At 25.4% G+C, this 22474-nt stretch carries 15 protein-coding genes; 2 read left to right on the top strand and 13 right to left on the bottom strand.

All coding sequences use genetic code 11. The features are described from left to right. Window position 1: 1 nt before the first annotated feature. The 13 genes from B5D11_RS00275 to B5D11_RS00335 form a co-directional block, all read right to left on the bottom strand. Complete coding sequence (locus B5D11_RS00275) at window positions 2-1576, bottom strand: DUF342 domain-containing protein (protein WP_078681048.1); 1575 nt, start codon at window positions 1574-1576, stop codon at window positions 2-4. An 81-nt stretch (window positions 1577-1657) separates the two neighbouring features. Next, window positions 1658-2500 (bottom strand): aminotransferase class IV, encoded by an 843-nt coding sequence (locus B5D11_RS00280; RefSeq protein ID WP_078681049.1) that lies wholly within the window; start codon window positions 2498-2500, stop codon window positions 1658-1660. Between the two features lie 39 nt (window positions 2501-2539). Beyond that, window positions 2540-3181 (bottom strand): HAD-IB family hydrolase, encoded by a 642-nt coding sequence (locus B5D11_RS00285; protein WP_078681050.1) that lies wholly within the window; start codon window positions 3179-3181, stop codon window positions 2540-2542. Window positions 3182-3251: 70 nt separating this feature from the next. After that, window positions 3252-3587, bottom strand: a complete 336-nt coding sequence (locus tag B5D11_RS00290; RefSeq protein WP_078681051.1) for a DUF1292 domain-containing protein — start codon at window positions 3585-3587, stop codon at window positions 3252-3254. 127 nt (window positions 3588-3714) lie between these two features. Then, window positions 3715-7233 (bottom strand): pyruvate:ferredoxin (flavodoxin) oxidoreductase, encoded by a 3519-nt coding sequence (gene nifJ / locus B5D11_RS00295; protein WP_078681052.1) that lies wholly within the window; start codon window positions 7231-7233, stop codon window positions 3715-3717. 229 nt (window positions 7234-7462) lie between these two features. Then, window positions 7463-8071 (bottom strand): SafA/ExsA family spore coat assembly protein, encoded by a 609-nt coding sequence (safA, locus tag B5D11_RS00300; protein WP_078681053.1) that lies wholly within the window; start codon window positions 8069-8071, stop codon window positions 7463-7465. A gap of 167 nt (window positions 8072-8238) precedes the next feature. Next, complete coding sequence (locus B5D11_RS00305) at window positions 8239-9303, bottom strand: undecaprenyldiphospho-muramoylpentapeptide beta-N-acetylglucosaminyltransferase (RefSeq protein WP_078681353.1); 1065 nt, start codon at window positions 9301-9303, stop codon at window positions 8239-8241. A gap of 89 nt (window positions 9304-9392) precedes the next feature. Further along, window positions 9393-11405 carry a PAS domain-containing sensor histidine kinase gene (locus B5D11_RS00310; RefSeq protein WP_242942232.1) on the bottom strand — a complete coding sequence of 671 codons (2013 nt, stop codon included), beginning with the start codon at window positions 11403-11405 and terminating at the stop codon, window positions 9393-9395. A gap of 82 nt (window positions 11406-11487) precedes the next feature. Further along, a complete protein-coding gene (gene recJ / locus B5D11_RS00315; protein WP_180376927.1) occupies window positions 11488-13269 on the bottom strand; it encodes a single-stranded-DNA-specific exonuclease RecJ in 1782 nt (593 codons plus the stop codon). A 98-nt stretch (window positions 13270-13367) separates the two neighbouring features. Next, window positions 13368-14588, bottom strand: a complete 1221-nt coding sequence (locus B5D11_RS00320; protein ID WP_078681054.1) for a M16 family metallopeptidase — start codon at window positions 14586-14588, stop codon at window positions 13368-13370. Window positions 14589-14659: 71 nt separating this feature from the next. Further along, window positions 14660-17590 carry a DNA topoisomerase IV subunit A gene (locus tag B5D11_RS00325; protein ID WP_078681055.1) on the bottom strand — a complete coding sequence of 977 codons (2931 nt, stop codon included), beginning with the start codon at window positions 17588-17590 and terminating at the stop codon, window positions 14660-14662. A 14-nt stretch (window positions 17591-17604) separates the two neighbouring features. Then, window positions 17605-19551, bottom strand: a complete 1947-nt coding sequence (locus B5D11_RS00330; protein ID WP_078681056.1) for a DNA gyrase/topoisomerase IV subunit B — start codon at window positions 19549-19551, stop codon at window positions 17605-17607. Window positions 19552-19722: 171 nt separating this feature from the next. After that, a complete protein-coding gene (locus tag B5D11_RS00335) occupies window positions 19723-20742 on the bottom strand; it encodes a LacI family DNA-binding transcriptional regulator (protein WP_078681057.1) in 1020 nt (339 codons plus the stop codon). A gap of 269 nt (window positions 20743-21011) precedes the next feature. Between B5D11_RS00335 and B5D11_RS00340 the strand changes: the two genes are divergently transcribed. Together B5D11_RS00340 and B5D11_RS00345 are read left to right on the top strand one after the other, a co-directional pair. Then, entirely contained in the window at window positions 21012-21707 is a 696-nt protein-coding gene (locus tag B5D11_RS00340; RefSeq protein ID WP_078681058.1) for a cytochrome c biogenesis CcdA family protein, read from the top strand. 13 nt (window positions 21708-21720) lie between these two features. Then, complete coding sequence (locus B5D11_RS00345) at window positions 21721-22323, top strand: TlpA family protein disulfide reductase (RefSeq protein WP_078681059.1); 603 nt, start codon at window positions 21721-21723, stop codon at window positions 22321-22323. Window positions 22324-22474: the final 151 nt, after the last annotated feature.

Here is a 22474-nt window from a genome sequence, read left to right on the forward strand (position 1 = left end):
CTTATAATCTTAATTTATCTACCACAATATCATGTTTATCATCTAAATATACATGTACATTTTTACTTGCATAATTAAGTAAAATTTCTCTTTGACCTATTGTAAATATTGTATTTTCATAAGCTATATCTGTATATATATGTCCACATTCTCCTACGGTAAGCCTTGTGGTTACCCCTCCATTGCTTCCAACATTTTTACATTTAATTTCTTTACCTGCTTTTATAAATCCTCCTCTTACAACACTATTTTTTTCTGTAAAATATACGCTTTCTTTAGCATATAAATTAGAAACATAGGTTCCTTTACCTGAAATTATTATATCTCCAGAACTATTAATTGTAGAATCTTGACAATAAGACAATTTTATATTTGCAGGTAAAAAAATATTATTTTTTAAAAGTAATATTCTTTCTTTAATTATATTTTTTATATCAAATAGTTCCCCATAATGTTTTATATTTAAAGGAGCTAATCCTAAAATTTTATTTTTAATAATATCTATTAAAATTTCGCATTCATTATCATCATTTTGTCTGTTTTTTACTATATGAGATATAAGAGTCAAGCAAGTTTTAGGTATAGATTTAAATTTATTTTCTATAAGTATTTTTATAATTTGTCCATCTGAAACATCATATCCGAAGAGATTAAATTTTTTTATTTCTTCTATACAGCTTATAATATTATCTAAATATGTGATAAGACTTTCTAAAATTTCTATTTCCTTAATCTTTTCCATGTCTTCTCCACCAGCTGCTATATTGGATGCAATTACATTCCCTTTGATAATTATATCTGATTTGGCTTTTATTTCTGCCTTCAAAACATTTTTAAAAATTGTAACAGAATTCCCTGATATAACTTTCATTCCTTCTCTAACATTTCCTTTAATTACTATATCTCCTAAAAATTTAATATTCCCTGTTTTTAGATTAACATCTTCATTAATTTCATGAACTGAATATACATAAAAAGCATTATTTTTCATATAAGGCTTACCAGTTATTGAAGCTGCTACAGTATTTTCATCTATTAATTTACATCCTTGAATTGCTTTAATTTTTATTTTTTTAGGATTTTTCCCTTTTACTGCTTTGCCTTTTATATCTTTACCATCAATACTTTCTTTACCTGGAATTCTTACAGCTATTATATCTCCTTCTTTAACAGAATTTACTGCTCCAATGCTTTTAAAATCTACTCTTCCACTTTTATCTTCATTTAATTTTTTTATATCTTTATCGACATCAAATTTAATATCTAAAATATCATCTATTCCATCTATTGATGGTATTCCTTTGGCAACTAATATATTATCTGCTCCATTTTTATCTAAACATTTTTTTAAATTTTCTTCTATAATTCCATATGTAATGCCAGCTTTATTAAGGGCTTCTCTTAATTCTTCAATAGTATAAAATGGTATTTTTTCTTTTTTTTCGCATTTTTCAAAGTCAGAGTAATTTATAGTAACATATGCTTCCATATTATCTTTTGATATACTAATATTTAAATTCCTCTTAAAAATAAAATCATTTTCTGTTTCTTTATCAAAAGAGTTTTTAATATTCATTACAATCTCCAACCTTTTTAAAAATAAACTTATACTTATTTTTCGTTATTTTATATATTTTCTTAATAATAATTTATAAATTTAAATAATTTTATTTTTTTCTATATAATCATTTATAATTTTATTATAAGAGTTTATAATTTTTTTCACAATTTTATTATCTGCTGAATTAAAATATAAGTCTTCAACATTTTTTATAGGAAGTACCTTAGGAGAAGTACCAGTAATAAAAAGAGCTTGCATATTTTTTATTTCTTTATAATTTATCTTTTCTTCTTTAATCTCTATTCCTTCATTTTTACATATTTCAATTATAATTTCTCTAGTTACACCTCCTAAAACATCTGTCAAAGGAGCAGTTATTACTGTATTTTCTTTAACCATAAATATATTAGATCTACTTCCCTCTGTAATATTATTATTTCTATCTATCAATATAGCTTCATATGCATTATTTTCTTTTATTTTTTCATCGCTTAATTTTCTTAAATTAGTATTTATAATTTTAGCATTAGGATTATTTCTTTCTGCAAAAAATAAAATTGTGGAAACTCCCTCTTTATACTGATTATCTGAAGGATAATTATGCTTTATAAAATATGCTAAAAAATTTTGTTTAGTATTTTTGCCTTCTTGTTTATAATTAAAAACTATTTTTATATTTCCATTGTCTACGTTATTTATTTTTATAAGTTTTATAAGATTTTCTTTTATTTCTTCTATATTCATCCAAAGTTTTAAATTTACTATTTCAGCTGAATTTGTAAGCCTTTTTAAATGCCTTTCTAAAAACAATGGAACTTTATTTATAATTCTAATAACTTCATAAAGGGAAGTCCCTTCTGAAATTAATTCATCGTTAAATTCAGAAGCCTTTAATATATTAGAGTTTTGTATAAAAAATTTTCTAAAACACTCACTCATATTTATCTATCTCCTTTTTTAAATATTTTCTGTGTTAGTTTATTTCCAGTTTAATATTTTAATTTTATCATGTTTTTTCTTAAAATTTATAAGATATGGATTCCCAACAAGATTAAAAAGGGGCATATCTGATAAAGAATCAGAAAACATATATGAATTTTTGAAATCCACATCTATTTTATCTTTTTTTAATTCTTCTAATAATCTTTTAACTTTTTCTTCTCCTTTACAATTTTCACTTTGCATCTTGCTTTTATGTATACCATTTTCGCATAAAAATATAGTCCCTATTACTTTATCTACTTCCTTTATATTATATAACTCTTTTAAATAAAATTCTGCAGAAGCTGATATTAAATATATTTTATAACCTTCAGATTTTAATTTTTTCATCATATCTATTGCATCATTATACAAAATTTTACTTAATTTTTTTTCATAAAACTCTTTTACAATAATTTGCATATCTTCTTCTTTTATTCCATCTATAAAAGAAATAAAATATTCTTTCGCTTTTCTTAAAGGTATAATTTTTAAAATATAAAGAAAAGCAGCTATTAAAATTTTAGGAAAATAAATTAATACTTTAGGATTTTTCTTAAACATAAATTTATAAAATTCTACTAATGTTTCTTTTTTAGTAAGAGTATAGTCTACGTCAAATATAGCAAGCTTTTCCATGTAACAATAACCTCCAATTATATTATATAATGTTAAAGGCCGCTATCTACGGCAGCGGCCTTTATAATATTTATTCTTCTTCTTCTAAACTTTGTTCATAGTATTTAGATACTTCTTCAAATTCATCATCTTCAGGAATTACTAATTCCCCTTCTTCTCCTACAACCTTAAATAGGTATACTGAACCATCTTCAGGGTTTTGAACAAGCACATAGTCATTTTCTTTATATGTGAATCCATCTACGACTTCACAAGAAACTATATTGCCGTTTTCATCTTCTAAATCTACAATCATTGCTCCATGATCGTGACCACAATCACAACCTTCTACATGTTCATGTTCACCGCATCCGCAGTCACATGTATCTTCTTCACAACAAGAGTTGTGTAATTTTTCTTCACTCATTAAAAAATCCTCCTATTATTTTTATTTTAAAGTTATGTTTACATTGTACCTTTAATTTAATAATTTTAAAAGAGTTTTTTTAAAATTTTATTAAAAAAGATTGCGATAAAAATCGCAATCTTTTTTGTTAATTAGACGCTAATCTCTTATAAGATTCGAGCCTTTCTTTAGCATCTTGTTCAGTTTTAGCAAATAATTCTTCTGCCTCTTCTGGGAATGCTTTTAATAATGATGCATATCTAACTTCTCCAAGTAAAAATTCTCTAAATGAAGCTTTTGGTTCTTTTGAATCTAATGTAAATGGATTCTTACCTTCACTCTTAAGTTCAGGATTAAATCTGTATAAGTGCCAATATCCAGCTTCTACTGCTTTTTTAGCTTCAGCTTGACTTGTTCCCATACCAGTCTTAATTCCTTGGCTTATACATGGAGAATAAGCAATTATTAATGATGGCCCATCATACTTTTCAGCTTCTATTAAAGCTTTTATAGCCTGATTTTTATCAGCACCCATTGATATTTGTGCTACATATACATAGCCGTAACTCATAGCCATCATACCAAGGTCTTTCTTTTTAGTTCTCTTTCCGCTGGCAGCAAATTTAGCTATAGCAGCAGTTGGAGTTGACTTAGAAGATTGTCCGCCAGTATTTGAATAAATTTCTGTATCAAACACAAGAACATTTACGTCTTCTCCTGATGCAAGTACGTGGTCTAATCCACCATATCCTATATCGTAAGCCCATCCATCTCCACCAAATATCCATTGAGATTTCTTAATTAAGTATTCTCTGTATTCATATAATTCAGCTAAAGATTCATGAACTTCTTTTTCAGCCTCTAATAATGGTAAAAGCTTAAGAGTAGCTTTCTTTGAGCCTTCTCCATTTTTAAAGTTATCAAGCCAATTTTGAAGAGCTTCTTTTAAAGCATCACTAATATTTAAAGTTAATGCTTCTTTTGCTTTTAAAGCTAATCTTTCTCTTATTTGTCTTACACCTTGGAACATACCAAAACCATATTCAGCATTATCTTCAAATAATGAATTAGCCCATGCTGGACCATGTCCACAGTGGTTTTTAGTATATGGTGTAGATGGAGCACTTGCTCCCCAAATTGATGAACATCCTGTAGCATTAGAAATCATCATTCTGTCACCAAATAATTGTGTAACAAGTTTTGCATAAGGAGTTTCTCCACAACCAGCACAAGCTCCACTAAATTCAAGAAGTGGCTGTTCAAATTGACTTCCTTTTACAGTTTCCTTATTCATTGGATTTTCTTTGTAAGACAATGTCATAGAATATTCCCAATTATTTTGTTCATTAAGTTGAGTTTCTATTGGTTCCATTGTAAGAGCTTTTCCTGGTGCAGGACAAATATCAGCACAGTTTCCGCAACCTGTACAATCTAATACATCAACAGTTATTCTATAATTTAATCCTTCAAATGCTTTACCGCCTTGAGCTTTCTTTGTATTAAATCCTTCTGGTGCATTATTAACTTCTTCTTCATTTAATAAGAATGGTCTTATTGCAGCATGAGGACATACAAATGAACATTGATTGCATTGAATACATTTATCTATATCCCATTTAGGAACATTAATTGCAATTCCTCTCTTTTCATAAGCTGAAGTTCCTGCTGGGAATGTTCCATCTTCTATTCCAACAAAAGCACTTACTGGTAAATTGTTTCCTTCTTGTCTGTTTATTGGCTCAGCTATGTTCTTTATAAAGTCTGGTACATTTTTATCATTATCATTTGAAGTTTCATCAACAGCATTTTTCCAGCTTTCTGGCACTTTAACTTCTACTAATGATTCAAGAGCTCTATCTATAGCAGCAAAGTTCATATTTACAATTTTTTCTCCCTTTCTGCCATAGGAAGTTACAACTGCTTCTTTTAAATATTTAACAGCATCTTCTATAGGAATAATGTTAGCAAGTTTAAAGAATGCAGCTTGCATTATCATATTAATTCTTCCACCAAGACCTATTTCTTGTGCTAATTTAACTGCATTTAAAGTGTAAAATTTTATGTTATTTTCAGCTATGAATCTCTTCATATGAGCTGGAAGATGTTTTTCAAGTCCTTCTTCATCCCATATAGTATTTAAAAGGAATATACCATTTTTCTTAAGTCCTGTTAAAACATTATATTTATTTACATATGACTGATTATGACAAGCAATAAAATCAGCTTTATTTATTAAATATGGAGATTTGATTGGTTTTTTACCAAATCTTAAGTGAGACATTGTTACTCCACCTGATTTTTTTGAATCATAATCAAAATAAGCTTGTGCATAAAGATCTGTATGATCACCTATTATTTTTACAGCACTCTTATTAGCTCCTACAGTTCCATCTGAGCCAAGTCCCCAGAATTTACATGCTTTAGTTGATGGATCTGCAACATCAATTTCTTCAGCTTCTGGTAATGATGTAAATGTAACATCATCGTTTATTCCTATAGTAAATCCATTTTTAGGGTTTTCTGCTTTTAAGTTTTCAAATACTGCTAAAATTTGTCCAGGTGTAGTATCTTTAGATCCTAATCCATATCTTCCGCCTACTATTACTGGTCTTAATTCGCTTTCATAGAAAGCATTCTTTACATCAAGATACAATGGTTCTCCTGCTGAACCTGGTTCTTTTGTTCTATCAAGTACAGCTATTTTTTTAACTGTTTTTGGTATGTACTTAAAGAAATGTTCTATGGAGAAAGGTCTGTATAAATGTACATTAAGCAGTCCTACTTTTTCTCCTCTAGCATTTAAATAATCTACAGTTTCTTCTATAGTCTGGCATACTGACCCCATTGCTATAATTAATCTTTCAGCATCTGGTGCTCCATAATAATTAAATAAATGGTAATCTCTGCCTGTTAATTTATTTATTTCAGCCATATAATTTTCTACTATTTCAGGTATTGCATTGTAGAATCTATTTGCTGCTTCTCTTCCTTGGAAATAAATATCTGGATTTTGAGCAGTTCCTCTTGTAACTGGTCTTTCTGGATTTAAAGAATTCTTTCTAAATGCTTTAACAGCATCCCAGTCTAAAAGATTTTTTAATTCATCATATTCTAAAACTTCAATTTTTTGTACTTCATGTGAAGTTCTAAAACCATCAAAAAAGCTTAAAAATGGTACTTTACCTTTTACTGTAGATAAATGAGCTACAGCTGATAAATCCATAACTTCTTGTACGCTGCTTGATGCAAGTAATGCAAATCCAGTTTGTCTAGCAGCCATAACATCTTGATGATCTCCAAATATTGATAGAGCATGAGCTGCTACAGCTCTAGCACTTACATGAAATACTGATGGAAGAAGTTCCCCAGCTATTTTATACATGTTTGGAATCATCAAAAGAAGTCCTTGTGATGCTGTAAAAGTTGTAGTAAAAGCTCCAGCTTGTAATGAGCCGTGTACAGCTCCAGCTGCTCCAGCTTCTGATTGCATTTCAACAACTTTAACTTCTTGTCCAAAAATGTTTTTTCTTCCTTGTGTACTCCATTCATCAACATGTTCAGCCATTGGTGAAGATGGCGTTATTGGGAAAATTGCAGCTACGTCAGTAAAAGCATACGCTACATGAGCGGCAGCAGTATTACCGTCCATAGTTTTCATTTTTCTCATGAATATACCTTCTTTCTATAAAAATTTAAATTGATACAGAAAAATAAAATATTTAATAAAGAGCCTATTTAATAATGTTTTACATTATTAAACTAATAGTACAGTCTCCATTTCTATTATATACTATTATTTTAATAATTCAACTAACTTAGTATAATAATTTTTTATTATACTAAGTTTTTTTATAATATTTTTATATAAAACTCTAAAACAAAATATTTTTTATTTTTTATTTTGATATAAACATTTGAGTCCAGTATACGTTTCCATCTTTTGCTATTCCTACGCCTATTTCTTTGAAATTAGGATTTAATATATTATCTCTATGTCCTTTAGAATTCATCCAAGCTTGCATAACTTCAGCTGGAGTTTTTTGTCCCATAGCAATATTTTCTCCTGCAGTTTTATAAATTATTCCAAAATGCTGCATCATTTGAAAAGGTGAACCATAGGTTGGAGAGTTATGGGAGAAATATCCATTGGTTTTCATATCTTGTGACTTATATCTAGCTACCCTTGAAAGTTCCCAATTAGCTGTTAATGGAGCTAATCCTCTTTTAGTTCTTTCTACATTTACAAGTCTTATTACTTCATTTTCCATTTTCTTTATATCGTCAATATTAGGTACGGTTAATTTTTGACCAGGATATATAAGATTAGGATTTTTTATTTGAGGATTAGCATGTATTATTTCCGATAATCCAATTTGATGTTTTACAGCTATTTTCCACATACTATCATTTGGTTTAACTATATAAGTTAAATCTTGAGCATTTACAATTGTTTTGAGACTTAATATTATTGCAAAAGTTAATATCATAGTATAAATTTTTTTCATATTAATCACCTCTTTCTTTATACTTTTATATTTTATATATATTTTAAAATTTTATTTAAAAAATTTATGGTTAATAATAAAAATTGTTCCTAAATTTCCAAAAAAATAATAAGGCTTTACAACAACTTAATTTGTAAAACCTTATTAAATAAACACATTTTATAATTTTATAAAGAATATTTTTCTATAATATTTATAATAGTATCTATTGTATTATTATAATTATTGTTTTCCATATTTTTGATAAATTTTTCTTTGTTTTTATAAAGCTCATCTAATTTTGATAATAAATTATTATCATTTAAATCTTCTTCTTTTAAAACCATGCTAAATCCTCTTTTTTCAAAAGATTGAGCATTTAAAATTTGATCTCCTCTGCTTGACTTAGATGAAAGAGGTATAAGCAAATTAGGTTTTTTAAGAGCTAAAAGTTCAAATATGGTATTTGAACCTGCTCTTGATATTACTATATCAGCACAAGTTAAAAGATGAGGTAATTCTTCATTAACATATTCAAACTGCCTATACCCATATTTATTATTATATTTACTATCCAAATTATTTTTACCACATATATGAATTACATTGTATTTCTCTAATATTTTATCTATGTTTCTTCTTACAGCCTCATTTATAGCTTTAGCTCCTAAGCTTCCGCCTATAATTAAAAGTATAGGTTTATCATCATTAAAATTACATATATTTTTTCCTTTAATTTTACTCCCTTGAAAAAGTTCTTTTCTTATAGGAGGCCCTGTAAGTATAGCCTTATTTTTGTTTAATTTTTCAATAGTTTCAGGGAAAGTAACACATATTTTAGTACAATAAGGCATTGAAATTCTATTGGCAAGTCCAGGTGTAATATCAGATTCATGAGCAATTACTGGAATTTTATTGAAATAAGCTCCTAACACTACAGGTACTGAAACAAAACCTCCTTTTGAAAATACTATATTAGGTTTTTCTTTTTTTATTATTTCGTAAGCCTGCCAAATGCCTTTTATAACTTTAAAAGGATCTGTAAAATTTTTTATATCAAAATATCTTCTTAATTTTCCGCTTGATATTATATGATATCTAATTTTTTCTCTTTCTATTATTTTTCTTTCAATACCATCACTTGTTCCTATATATTGTATTTCATATCCAAGTTCTTTAAGCTTTGGAACAAGAGAAAGATTTGGGGTTACATGACCTGCAGATCCTCCACCTGTCATTATTATTTTTTTTATACTCAATATATCATCTCCTAAAACTCCTTAGTATTTTAGTAATTATATATTATACTATAAATAATTTTAAAAATAATATAAAAACTATATTAATTAATATCTGAAAATTCAATGTCTATTTTGTCGTTTATAGTAGTATCCATAATTACAATATTAGAATTAGAATTAAGGCATAAGCTTTCTTTGTTAAATTTTACTAAAAATTCGCTCCCTACCCCTTCTTCACTTATTACTTCTATTTGTGCATTCATACTTTCAGTCAATTTTTTTACTAAAGAAAGTCCTATACCTGTACCTTCAGCTCTTCTTGAAAGAGATGTATTAATTTGAGAATATCTATCAAAAATGGAATCAATTTTGTTTTCTGGTATTCCTATTCCTTCATCTTTTACACTTAAAGTTACATAATCTTCCTCAACAAATAAAGTAACTAGAATTTGTTTCCCATCAGGAGTAAATTTTATAGAATTTGATAAAAGGTTTAATAAAATTCTCTCATATTTATCTTTATCTAAAAAAACTCTGCATTCCTCTTCATTAGTATCAAATATAAGATTAATTTCTTTGTTTTTAGCATATAAATTAACAGAACTTATAATAAGTTCAGTTGTATATACTATATCAAAATATGAACAATTCAAAGTTAAAAAACCAGCCTCTGCTTTTGATATATCCAATATATTATTTATAAGTTTTAATAACCTGCTACAGTTTTGATTTATTCTCTTTAATATTTTGTCAATATTAGGTGTAATATCTTTTTTGTATATATCATATGCAAGCTGAAGTGATGAGTATATTATAGTAAGAGGAGTCCTAAGTTCATGAGATATAACTGTAAAAAACTCATCTTTAAGTTTTGTAATTTTTTCAAGTTCTAAATTATGATTTACTTCATCAGTTACGTCAAGTCCATGAATATGTATTCTTTTTACTAAATTATTGTTATCTTTATATGGTATAAATTTTATTTTATAAAAACGTTCATTCCCGTTTGAGTCAATAATACTATAAGGCGACAAGCAATACTCTTTACCTTTTTCACCAACTTTACAAATTATATTATAAATATCTTCATTTAAAATTTTGATATCTAATTTGTTAATATTTTCATTTTTATTGTTTTTATATTCATTATAATTTTTATTAATTATATTCAATATATCTTTATGTTTTTTATTAACTAATCTATATTCTAACTTTGGATAATCTAGTACAGCTATTGGTACATCTAAATTATTAACCACATCTTTTATAAAATTTGACTGTTCTTCAACTTTTATTTGATGAATTTTCGTTTCAGTTATATCTTTAATAGTTATTATTGTATATACTAATTCAGAATTTTTATTAATTATAGGATTACTATTTATTTCTATATATTTTATTTCTCCAGAAATTTTATCTAAAAACTTTATAACAAAATTTTTTATGGGAATGTTCTTTTTATATAGTTTATTATACATATAATCAACAGTTTGTTCATTTTCATTTACAGTAAATATATCGTATTTATCTAAAATAACATTCTTAGTAATCTTTTCTCCTATTTTTAAATTAATTATTTTATATACTGCTCTATTACATAAACTTAATATACCTTTATTATCTATTACAATAAGACCTTCTGAAATATTATTTATCACATCTCTAAGATGCATTAAATGTTGTTTTTCTCTATCTCTCAATATTTCTATAATATCACACTTAGTTTTTAGTTCAGTAGAAATATTTAATAGCTTTTCTTTTTCTTTTTTTAATTTTACAATACTTTTTTTTATTTTTTCTCTGTTTTTTAAAACTTCATCTGTAGTTTCTATAATATATATTTCAATAAATGAATTCTTAGGGCAAATAATTAATGTAAAAAATCTATTTGAAACCAATTCCACTTCTTTTAATTTTTGTTCCTCATCTTTAGTACAATTTAAAAGTATATTATTTAGAATATTAAAAAAAGGCAAAATTTCAATATTTTTATAGAGAATGCTCTCTTCTAAATCAAGCATAATTTTTGCTCTGAAATTAAAATATTCTATTGTCAGTAAATCTTTTTTTAATATTATTACTCCAAAAGGTATATTTTCAAATAGCTGAAACATTTAGTAATTCCTCCAATTTTAGCACATATCACTTATAATTATATTCTATACATTTTTGTAAATTCCTTCAAATTTATAAAAATTAAGACGATAATCTAAATTTAGAAACTTTAAGCTGTACATTTTCAAATCCATTATAAGAATTTATATATGGATAAAAAATAATATCTATGGAAATTTTTTCATCTATATAATTATAATTATTAATAACATAATCATAATTATCTTTATATTTGATTTTTAATAATTCTTTAAATTTATCAACTTTTCCATAAGATATAGCTTCTACATTATATTTATTTAAATCAGTTAAATTTAATTTTAATACATTAGCCTCTTTACCTAATATATAAAATTTATTAACTATAAGATTCTTTTCAGCTAAAATAGGAGTTTCATTTCCTTTCCCAAAAGGTTCTAAAGAATTAAGTTCTTCTATAAAATTTTTAGTTATGTATTTAATAGGTATTCTCCTATCAATACGAATTTTAGGTATTATATCTTCATCTTTTAAAGTGCAGTTTTTATTTAGTTTTTCCCTTAAAATTTCTATATTCTCCCTTTTTATAGATAATCCTGCTGCCATAGGATGTCCTCCAAATTTATCTAAAAGTTCTTTACACTTTAAAAGTTCTTCAAATAAATTATATTTTTCTATAGAACGGCCAGAACCTTTGGGTATTTCTCTACCTTTAGTCAAAATTATTGTAGGAACATTAAATTTTTCTTTGACTTTACCTGCTACAATTCCAGCTATACTTTCATGAACACTTTCTTCATATACTACAAGAACTTTATCATTTTTTAAATCAGAATTCTCTATTTTTTTTATTATATCTTCTACATTTTTTGTAGTCATATATTGTCTTGTTTTATTTAATTCACTAAGTTTTATAGCTAAATTTTGAGCCTTTTGTTTATCTTTGCAAAGTAAAAGTTCTACAGATAGTTCCGCACTTTCAAGCCTTCCAGTAGCATTTATACAAGGACCAATTTGAAATCCTATTGTTGAAGCAGAAATTTTTTTATCTTTTAAATTTAACACTTCTATAAGAGCATTTAATCCAATATTATTTGAGGATTGAATTAATTTTAAAGCATTTTTAGCAATAATTCTATTTTCATCAACCAAATCTACTACATCACAAATTGTAGCAATACCTGCTAAAATAATAAATTCTTTTGTATATTCTAATGAAATTCCCATTTTAGAAAATAACGCTATAGAAAATTTATATGCTATAGAGGCACCACATAATAGCTTAAATGGATATTTACAATCTTCTTGTTTAGGATTTATAACTGCATCAGCTTCCGGAACAACATATTCTTTTATTCCCTCCTTGTTTTCAATAAAAGGAATTTCATGATGATCTGTAATTATAATATCCAATCCTAAGCTTTTACCATATTTAATTTGTTCTATAGCAGATATACCATTATCACAAGTTAATATTATTTCCGCTCCCTCTTTTTTTAAAATGCTTAATCTTTCACTGTTTATACCATAACCTTCATATTCTCTATTAGGTATATAATAATTTACTAAAGCACCACATCTTTTTAATGCTTTATAAAGTATTACTGTACTTGTAACTCCATCAACATCATAGTCTCCATATATAACTATATTTTTATTATTTATTATTGCATTTTTTATTATATCAGTAGCTTTGTCCATATCTTTCATAAGAAAAGGATCATATAAATCATCTAGTGATGCTCTCATAAATTTTTTTATTTTATTTTCTTCATTTATTCCTCTATTAAAAAGTATAGATAATATTATTTCATTCAATCCAGTGGATTTTATCATTTCCTTAATGTTTTCATTATTTCTTCTTAGCAGCCATCTTTCTTCCAAACTTTTTCACCTCGATGGAAATCATTATATCATAAATATATACTTTTTATGCACAAAAAGCCCATTGTTTGTTACAATTATTACCAAGGAAATAATTCCTAATACGGCTTTATTATTTGTATTGATGGATATTTTAATACTTTATTTATTACATCTATTATTTCTTTATAGGTAATATTTTCTAAATCATTTTCTTTATAAAATATATCATAATCTTTATACATAATTTCATAAGTTGTAAGCTTTTTAGAAAGTTCTATAGATCTTTCTATGCTCAGTTCTCTTTTTATATTTATAGATTTTAAATTTTTATCTAAAATTTTTTTAGAATAATAATATTTATTACATTTAGATTCTTCTATGGTTTGATTTATAAGTTTTATTACATCATTTATTTTATCACTTGAAGTTGAAAATTTTATGGTAAAAAGTTTTATTCCTTTTTCGTTTTTTATACTACTTCCTATATCATATACTAATCCATTTTTAGTCCTAATTTTGTCATAAAGTAAACTGCTTGTACCTTGTCCTAAAATATTATTAAATATATTTAAAATCTTAATTTCTTCATTATTAAGCTCATGTATTGGGTAAATATATTGAACTTTTGCAGAACTTATCCCATTTTTATTTTCTACATATATTCCTGGCTTATTATTTTCATATAAACTTATATCCTTATAAATGTTATAATTTCCTTTAAATTCTCCAAAATATTTTTCTAAAAGCTTTAATACTTCATCAAAATTTAAAGATGATACTACAGATATAACACAATTTTGCGGTAAATAATAAGATTCATAAAATTTTTTAATATCTTCTAATGTTATACATCTTATACTTTTTTCATCTCCTATAATTAAATTTTTAATTCTTCTTTTTTTAAAAGAATTATAAAAAAGTCTATCTTCACAATATTGTTCAATATCATCATTCCATTTTTTAAGTTCTTCACATATTATATTTATTTCTTCTTCAAAACCTTCATTGCTAAATTTTGGATTTAATATAATGTCAGAATAAAGTTCTATACCTCTTTCGAAATCCGAACTTAAAGTTGTGCCATAATATATACAATACGGATAATTAGTCATAGCATTATTAAATCCAAAAATTTCATCAAATAGCTTATTTATTTCATATTCACTTCTATTTTTAGTCCCTTTAAAAATAACATGCTCAACAGCATGTGCTGTCCCAAGTTTAAAACCTTCTTCCATAAGAGCTCCAGCTTCAAATCCTATACAAAAAGATGTAATATTTCCAGGTCTATAATCATAAATAAATCTAATTCCATTAGAAAGTATGTATTTATTCAAAATAAATTCACTCCTTTATTATAAAAATATACTTACTTTAAAATAAAGTAAGTATTTATTAATATAAATTATTAAATGAGTTTTACTTCTTTTATTACTTCATCCATAACAATTAACATTAAACTTATTCCTTTACCAGCTCTATTTTGGCATTTTATATTATTTATTTTTATAGAACTTTTATTTTTTTTATTTGTAGTAAATAATAATTCACTTTTCTTAATATTTGAAAGAGCTATTTCATCTTTGCTCATTGATATATCATTATTAAATCCTTCTATAACTTTTCCAAAAATAACCTCATCATCATTTTTTAAACTTATTCCTACAACTCCAGATGCTGATTTTCCCATAATAGCAACAGTTTCTATTTTAAATCTTATACCAAAACCTTTTTTAGTTACTAATAAAATATCATTGTTCCCTTCATTAAAATATTCTACAGAAATAAGTTCATCTTCTTTGCTTTTAAACTTATATCCTATAGAAGTCATATATTCACCATTAAATTCATCAAATTTAACTTTCTTTATTATTCCTTTTTTGGTTATAAATAAAATTTGTGTATTTTTGTCAAAGTCTCTAGAAGAAATAATATTTAATACTTTAAATTTATCTTCTTGTAAATCATTAAACAAATCTTTTAAATTTATTTGATTCCCCATAAAAGAGGAAAACATGCATGAATTAAAGCTTAAAACATTTCCATTATTTAAAAATATGTATAATTTTTCTAATGTATTTGTAAAAATAACATTATCTTTTGTACTTATATTTCTTTTGTTATTTGATACTTTAATATTACCATCACTACTTATACTCATAAAAAATTCTTTATATTGATTTTCTTTAGTATATTCTACGTTTATAATCTCATCTTTAGGAAATATTTCAGCCAATGATGTTGATGATATATGTCTATCTTGAGTTTCAATTTTAATTTCAGGTATTGTAAATTCCAGTCCGCATTTTGTAAATATTTTTATAAATTCTTCTTCTCTATCTTTATTAACTAATTTAACATCTATTAATGTTTCATTTTTTAATTTTAATGCTGAAAGTTTAGAATAATTTGTATTAAATTTGTCTAAATCAGTTTTCTTTATATTCCCTTTATTGGTTATAAATATAAAATCTTTAGGTAAACTTATATTTTCAATAGAATAAGCAGCAACTATTTTTTCTTTATTTAAATCTAAAGTTTTAATAATTTCATCTATTCTTTCACCTTTTTCTTTCCATTTATATTCTGGAATTGTACTAGATTTTATTTGATACATATTCCCAATATCAGTAAATAACATAATTGTATATTTTGTATTTGATTCAAGCAAAAATTTGTTAAAATCACCTTCTCTATAATCTATATCTTCTACACTGCCATTTAATCTATTAAAATATTTTAATGGTACTCTTTTTATAAAACCTTCATTAGAAAGAGTAATAACTATATCTTCTACCACAATAAGTTCTTCTATATCAATTTTAGCTTCTTCATCATCTTCAATTAAATAAGTTCTTCTAGAATCTCCAAATTTGTTTTTTATATAAAGTAATTCTTGTTTAATTACTTTTAAAAGCTCTTTTCCATTTTTTAATATTTTTTTTAATCTTTTAATTTCTTTTTCTAGTTCCTTGTATTCTTTTTCAAAAGTTTTTATTTCCAAACCAGTAAGTCTATAAAGCATAAGTTCTAATATAGCTTCTGCTTGAATTTCTGAAAATCCAAAAGTATTTATTAAATTATTTTGAGCATCTTTTTTGGATTTAGATGATCTAATTAAATTTATAATTTCATCCATAATACTAATAGCTTTAATAAATCCTTCTACAATATGAAATCTTTTTTCTGCTATTTCAAGTTCTTTTTTAGTTCTTCTAGTAATTACATCTTTTTGATGATTAACATAATGCTTTAAAATATCCTTTAATCCTAAAGTTTCAGGTTTCCCATTTGCAATAGCAACCATATTAAATGAAAGATTAGTTTGAAGATCTGTTTTTTTATAAAGATATTTTAAAACTTTTTCAGCTGTTTCAATATCTGTAGATTTTTTTAATTCTATAACAGCCCTTATTCCTTTTCTATCTGATTCATCTCTAATATCTGTTATAGCTTCTAGTGCTTTAATATGTTTTTTATCTCCAGTCATTTCAGATATACTCTCTAAAATCTTAGCCTTAGATTTTCTATAAGGAAATTCTGTAATTACTATACCAAATCTTCCGCTTTCAAGCTTTTCTATATTAGCCTTTGCCCTTAATGTAACCTTTCCTTCACCTGTTTCATAAGCTGAATATAAAGAATTTTTTCCAATAACTATTCCTCCAGTTGGAAGGTCTGGTGCTTTTATATACTTCATAAGTTCCTTAGTTGTGATTTCATTGTTATCTATATAAGCTATAGTCCCATCTATAACTTCAGATAGATTATGAGGAGGAATATTGGTAGCTAGTCCTACAGCAATTCCAAAAGCTCCATTTACTAAAATATTAGGATACTTACAAGGAAGTACATTAGGCTCTAATTCAGAATTTGAGTAATTGTAAGACATATCAACCACATCTTTATCAATGTCTTTAAGCATTTCCATAGCAAGAGGTGTAAGCCTTGCTTCAGTATAACGCATAGCTGCAGCACTATCTCCATCTTGGCTTCCCCAATTTCCATGTCCATCAATTAATGGCATCCTTGTTGAAAAATCTTGTGCTAATATAACCATAGATTCATATACAGAAGAATCTCCATGAGGATGAAATTTACCTAAAATATCTCCAACTATTCTAGCAGATTTATAATAAGGTTTATCTGGGAAAGCTTTTAATAAAAATGCACCATATAAAATCCTTCTATGTACAGGTTTTAACCCATCTCTTACATCAGGGAGAGCTCTATCTTTTGCCACTTCTACAGCATAAGGAAGATAATTTTCAGGCATAGCTTCTTCAAGTGATATTTTTATTATATTATTATCTTTTGGTATATCTATTTTTTTAGCCATATTATGGTACCTCCTTAAAATTCAGCATATTTATACATATAGTTTTTTCGAGGTTCTACAACTTCGCCCATAAGAAGAGATACCATTTTTTCAGCTTTTGCTGCATCTTCTATAGTCACTTGTTGTATAACTCTTGTTTCAGGATTTAAAGTTGTATCCCAAAGCTGATCTGCATTCATTTCTCCAAGGCCTTTATATCTTTGTATAATTGCTCCTTTACCTATTTTATTTTTAGCATTTTCCAGTTCATCATCACTATATGCATATATAGCATTTTCACCTTTTTTATCATTTTTATAAACTTTATAAAGAGGAGGAAGTGCAATAAAAAGATGTCCATTTTCTATAAGTTGTCTCATATATCTATATATATAAGTCATCCATAAGGTTCTTATATGATATCCATCTACGTCTGCATCACTCATAATTATAATCTTATTATATTTTAGTTCTTCTTCTTTATAGTTATCTAAAATTCCTGTTCCTATAGCAGCATTAAAAATTCTTAATTCTTCACTATTAAGTATATTTTCTAATTTTTGTTTTTCAGTGTTCATTATTTTCCCTTTTGAAGGCATTATAGTCTGAAAACGTCTGTCCCTTGCCTGTTTTGCACTGCCTCCTGCAGAATCTCCTTCTACAACTATAAATTCACATATTGATGGATCTTTTAAAGTACATACAGCTATTTTCCCAGCCAATGGTGAAGTTCCTTTCCCTATTTTCTTTTTTTCTGCATCATTTATCTTTTTTATTTTTTCTCTTCTTGAAGCCGTTTCTATTGCATTATTAATTAATATTGAAGCCATATCTTTGTTATCTTCTATCCATTCTGATAATTTAGTATAAACTAAATCATTCATCATAGTATATGCCTCAGTATTGCCAAGTTTATTTTTAGTTTGTCCTTCAAAAACAGGATTACTTATTTTTATTTTTACTACAGCTGTTAAACCTTCCCTTAAATCATCCCCCTCAAATTCTTTATCCTTTTCCTTTAATAAATTAAGCTTTTTAGCCCATTCTTTAAAAGCTCTGGTCATTCCTGTTTTAAATCCACTTTCATGAGTTCCAGAATCTCTTGTTGGTATATTGTTAACATAGCTTGCTATATATTCACTTGTGGAATCTGTAAATTGCATACATACTTCTCCATATAAACTTATACCATTTATTTCTTTCTCACCTTCAAAAATTATAGGTTCCTCATTAATTACTGTTTTGCTTTCATTTAGATAATCTATAAAATCTAAAAGTCCTCTTTCTGAATGATATTGTTTTTCTATAGGTTCTAATTGCCTATTATCTATTAACATCAATGTTATGCCTTTATTTTGGAAAGCAAGCTCTTGAAGTCTTTCATCTATAACTTCAAATTTAAAATCTATTGTTGAAAATACATCTTTATCAGGTTTAAAAGTTACTTTTGTGCCTGTACATTTAGTTTTCCCAACAACTTCAAGTTTTGTAACTGGAGTCCCAGGCATAAACTTTTTTAACTTTTTATCATAAGCATATTCAAAACGCTGTCTGAAAATTTGTCCATTTTGATAAACTTCTACAACTAACCATTCAGATAATGCATTAACCACTGCAGCACCAACACCATGTAATCCTCCAGATGTTTTATAATTTTTATTATTAAATTTTCCGCCTGTATGAAGTTCAGTATATACCATTTCAACACCTGACTTTTTCTTTACAGGATGTATCCCTGTTGGTATCCCTCTTCCATTATCAATAACTGTAATACTTTTATCTTTATTTAATATAATAGTTACTTTATCTCCATATCCATTTGATATCTCATCTATAGAATTATCTAAAATTTCCCAAAGGCAATGATGTAACCCCTTAGAACTAGTTGAACCTATATACATACCAGGTCTTACTCTTACTGGTTCTAATTTTTCTAATGAAGTTAACTCTGTTACATCATAAGAACTTATATTTTTTTCCATAATTACCTCCAAAATGTTAAAGCCTTATATTATAAAATTAATATTTCTTATTTTATATTATTATGACATACAAAGCAATAAGACAGTAGATTTCTCTAAATCCACTGTCTATTTTAATTTAAAAATAATATACAAATTTACTTTACTATAATAAAATTATTTATTTATAGTTTATATATTTATTTTTTCTGTACTTTCTTTTATAACAAGCTTAGTATTTAATATTATTTTTTTTCTTTCTTCATTTTTATTTTCTATAAGATTTATTACTTCTTTAGCTGAAATATGACCTACTTCTTTCATATTTAAATCTATTGTTGTAAGTTTAGGTTGAGTTATGTTAGATAACATGGTATTATCAAAACCTATTAATGAAATTTCTTTTGGAATTTTTATTTTTAATTTATTGCATGCATTTATTACGCCTACTGCCATTAAATCATTGCAAGCAAATATTGCAGTAGGTTTATCTTTACAAATTAAAAATTTTTCCATTATTTTTTCAGTTTTTTCTACTACTTCAATGGTATTTCCTTCCCCTACATTTATTATTTTTTCATAATTAAGATTGTTATCTTTTAATATCTGTTTATAAATTTTTTCTTTAATATCATAAGAAAAACTTTTATTACCTCTTATAAATGCAATTTTTTTATGATTTAAACTTAATAAATATTCAAAAGCTTCCATTGTCCCTATTTTTTCATCATAGCATACAAAACTGCAATTTAATCCATATGGCTCACCACTTACAATTATAAGTGGTATGTTATTAGAAATTTTATCATAAAATCCCTTTTTTAAATTATCACTATTAGGATCTATTATAATTATTCCATCTACCTGCTTTGATATAAGTTGTTCAACAAGACTAATTTCCTCATCTTTATTTCCACGAGTATTACAAAGTAATATACTGTACCCTAAACTTTTAGATACATCTTCTATAGCTTCAACTATAGTTGGGAAAAATAAATTTGTAATACCTGGAACTATAATACCAAGAGTAGAAGTTTTTTTTGTAATTAAGCTTCTTGCCATGGCATTAGGTTTATAATTTAATTTTTTAATAGCATTTTCAATTTTTATTCTTGTTTCTTTTTTTACTGGATAATTATTATTTAATACTCTAGATACTGTAGTTATAGAAACTCCTGCTTCCTTAGCTACATCATTTATAGTTGCAGACATAAATTCACCTCTTGGAAAACCTTTTCTGTATCTCTATTTTGATTTTATCATTAAGAATATTTTATTTCAAGTAAAAAAGTAATACTTTAAACTATAATTATTTTAATAAAATTAAATTATAGTTAATTTTAAATATTATATGAAAATTATTTACAAAATTTTCATATAATATTTTGTAAATTTTTAAATGTTATGATATTATATCTATATATCGTAATATTATGATATATAATTACTGTAATATTTTTTCTTAAGAAGGTGATACTAAAATGAATATATCATTACTATTGGCATTTTCTGCAGGAGTTATATCTTTTCTCTCTCCTTGTATTTTACCATTAGTTCCTGCTTATATAAGTTATATAACAGGCTCCAATATAAATGAAACTAATAATAAAAAATCTTATTTTTATGTCCTTTATAAATCCATTGGATTTGTTATTGGTTTTTCTATTATATTTGTTTTAATGGGAGTTTCTGTTACTTCTCTTGGGAAAATTTTTATAAAAAATAAAATTCTATTTAGAAAAATATCAGGTATTTTAATATTTATTTTTGGATTACATATAACAGGTATTTTTAAAATAAATTTATTTTATCGCGAAAAAAAATTTTTTTCTTTTAGTAAAAGCAATGGTACTTTTACTTCTATCTTAATGGGTATGGCTTTTGCTACAGGATGGACTCCTTGTGTGGGGCCTATATTGTCTTCTATTTTGGCTTATGCAGGTAATATGGAAACCATAGTTGATGGAATTATACTTTTAATATTTTATTCATTAGGTCTTGGTATACCATTTATATTTTCAGCATTAACTATAGATAGCTTAATATCTAAAATAAAAATTTTTAATAAATATATAAAAACAATTTCAGTATTAAGTGGGATATTTTTGATTATATTTGGCTCACTTATATTTACAAATAAATTAGGAATATTAAATCAATATTTAAATTTTTTATAAAGGAGATTTTTAAATGAAAAAAATAATAAAATTAATTCTATTAATTTTAATAATTATATCATTATATACAATGTATAATTATACTAAATCTAATAAAAATGCCAATAATACTAATAACAATAATTTATCCATAAATAAAAATAATACATCTTCAAATTCAAAAAATACATCTATAAATTTTAATGATAAAAATACATTAGAAAATTATAAAATTAAAGCCCCTGATTTTAAATTAAGTGATTTAAGTGGAAAAGAAATATCATTAAATGACTATAAGGGGAAAAAAATTTTTTTAAATTTTTGGGCTAGCTGGTGTGGACCTTGCCAAAAAGAAATGCCTGATATACAAAAACTTTATGAAGAAACTAAAAATTCTAATTTAATTATATTAGCTGTTAACTTAGGTGACGATAAATATACAGTAGAAAAATTTATAGAAAATAATAAATATACTTTTCCTGTACTAATAAATGAAGATACTTCTGTTGCGGATAAATATAATGTTGTTTCCATCCCTACATCATTTTTTATAGATGAAAATGGTAATATAGTATATACACATACTGGTCTTATGACAATAGAAGATATGAAAATTTATATAGACAAACTAAAATAGTACTAAATTCCCAAGTATTAAATTTATATAATTAAAATTTAATACACAAATAACATACATAATTAAACTGCCAGTTTCTATAAAATATGGCAGTTTAATTTTTCATTTTATTTATATATATTTTTTATGTATAACTTTTGAAATTTAAATT

The sequence above is a fragment of the Clostridium sp. USBA 49 genome, assembly GCF_900167505.1.
GTDB lineage: Bacteria > Bacillota > Clostridia > Clostridiales > Clostridiaceae > Clostridium_AT > Clostridium_AT prolinivorans.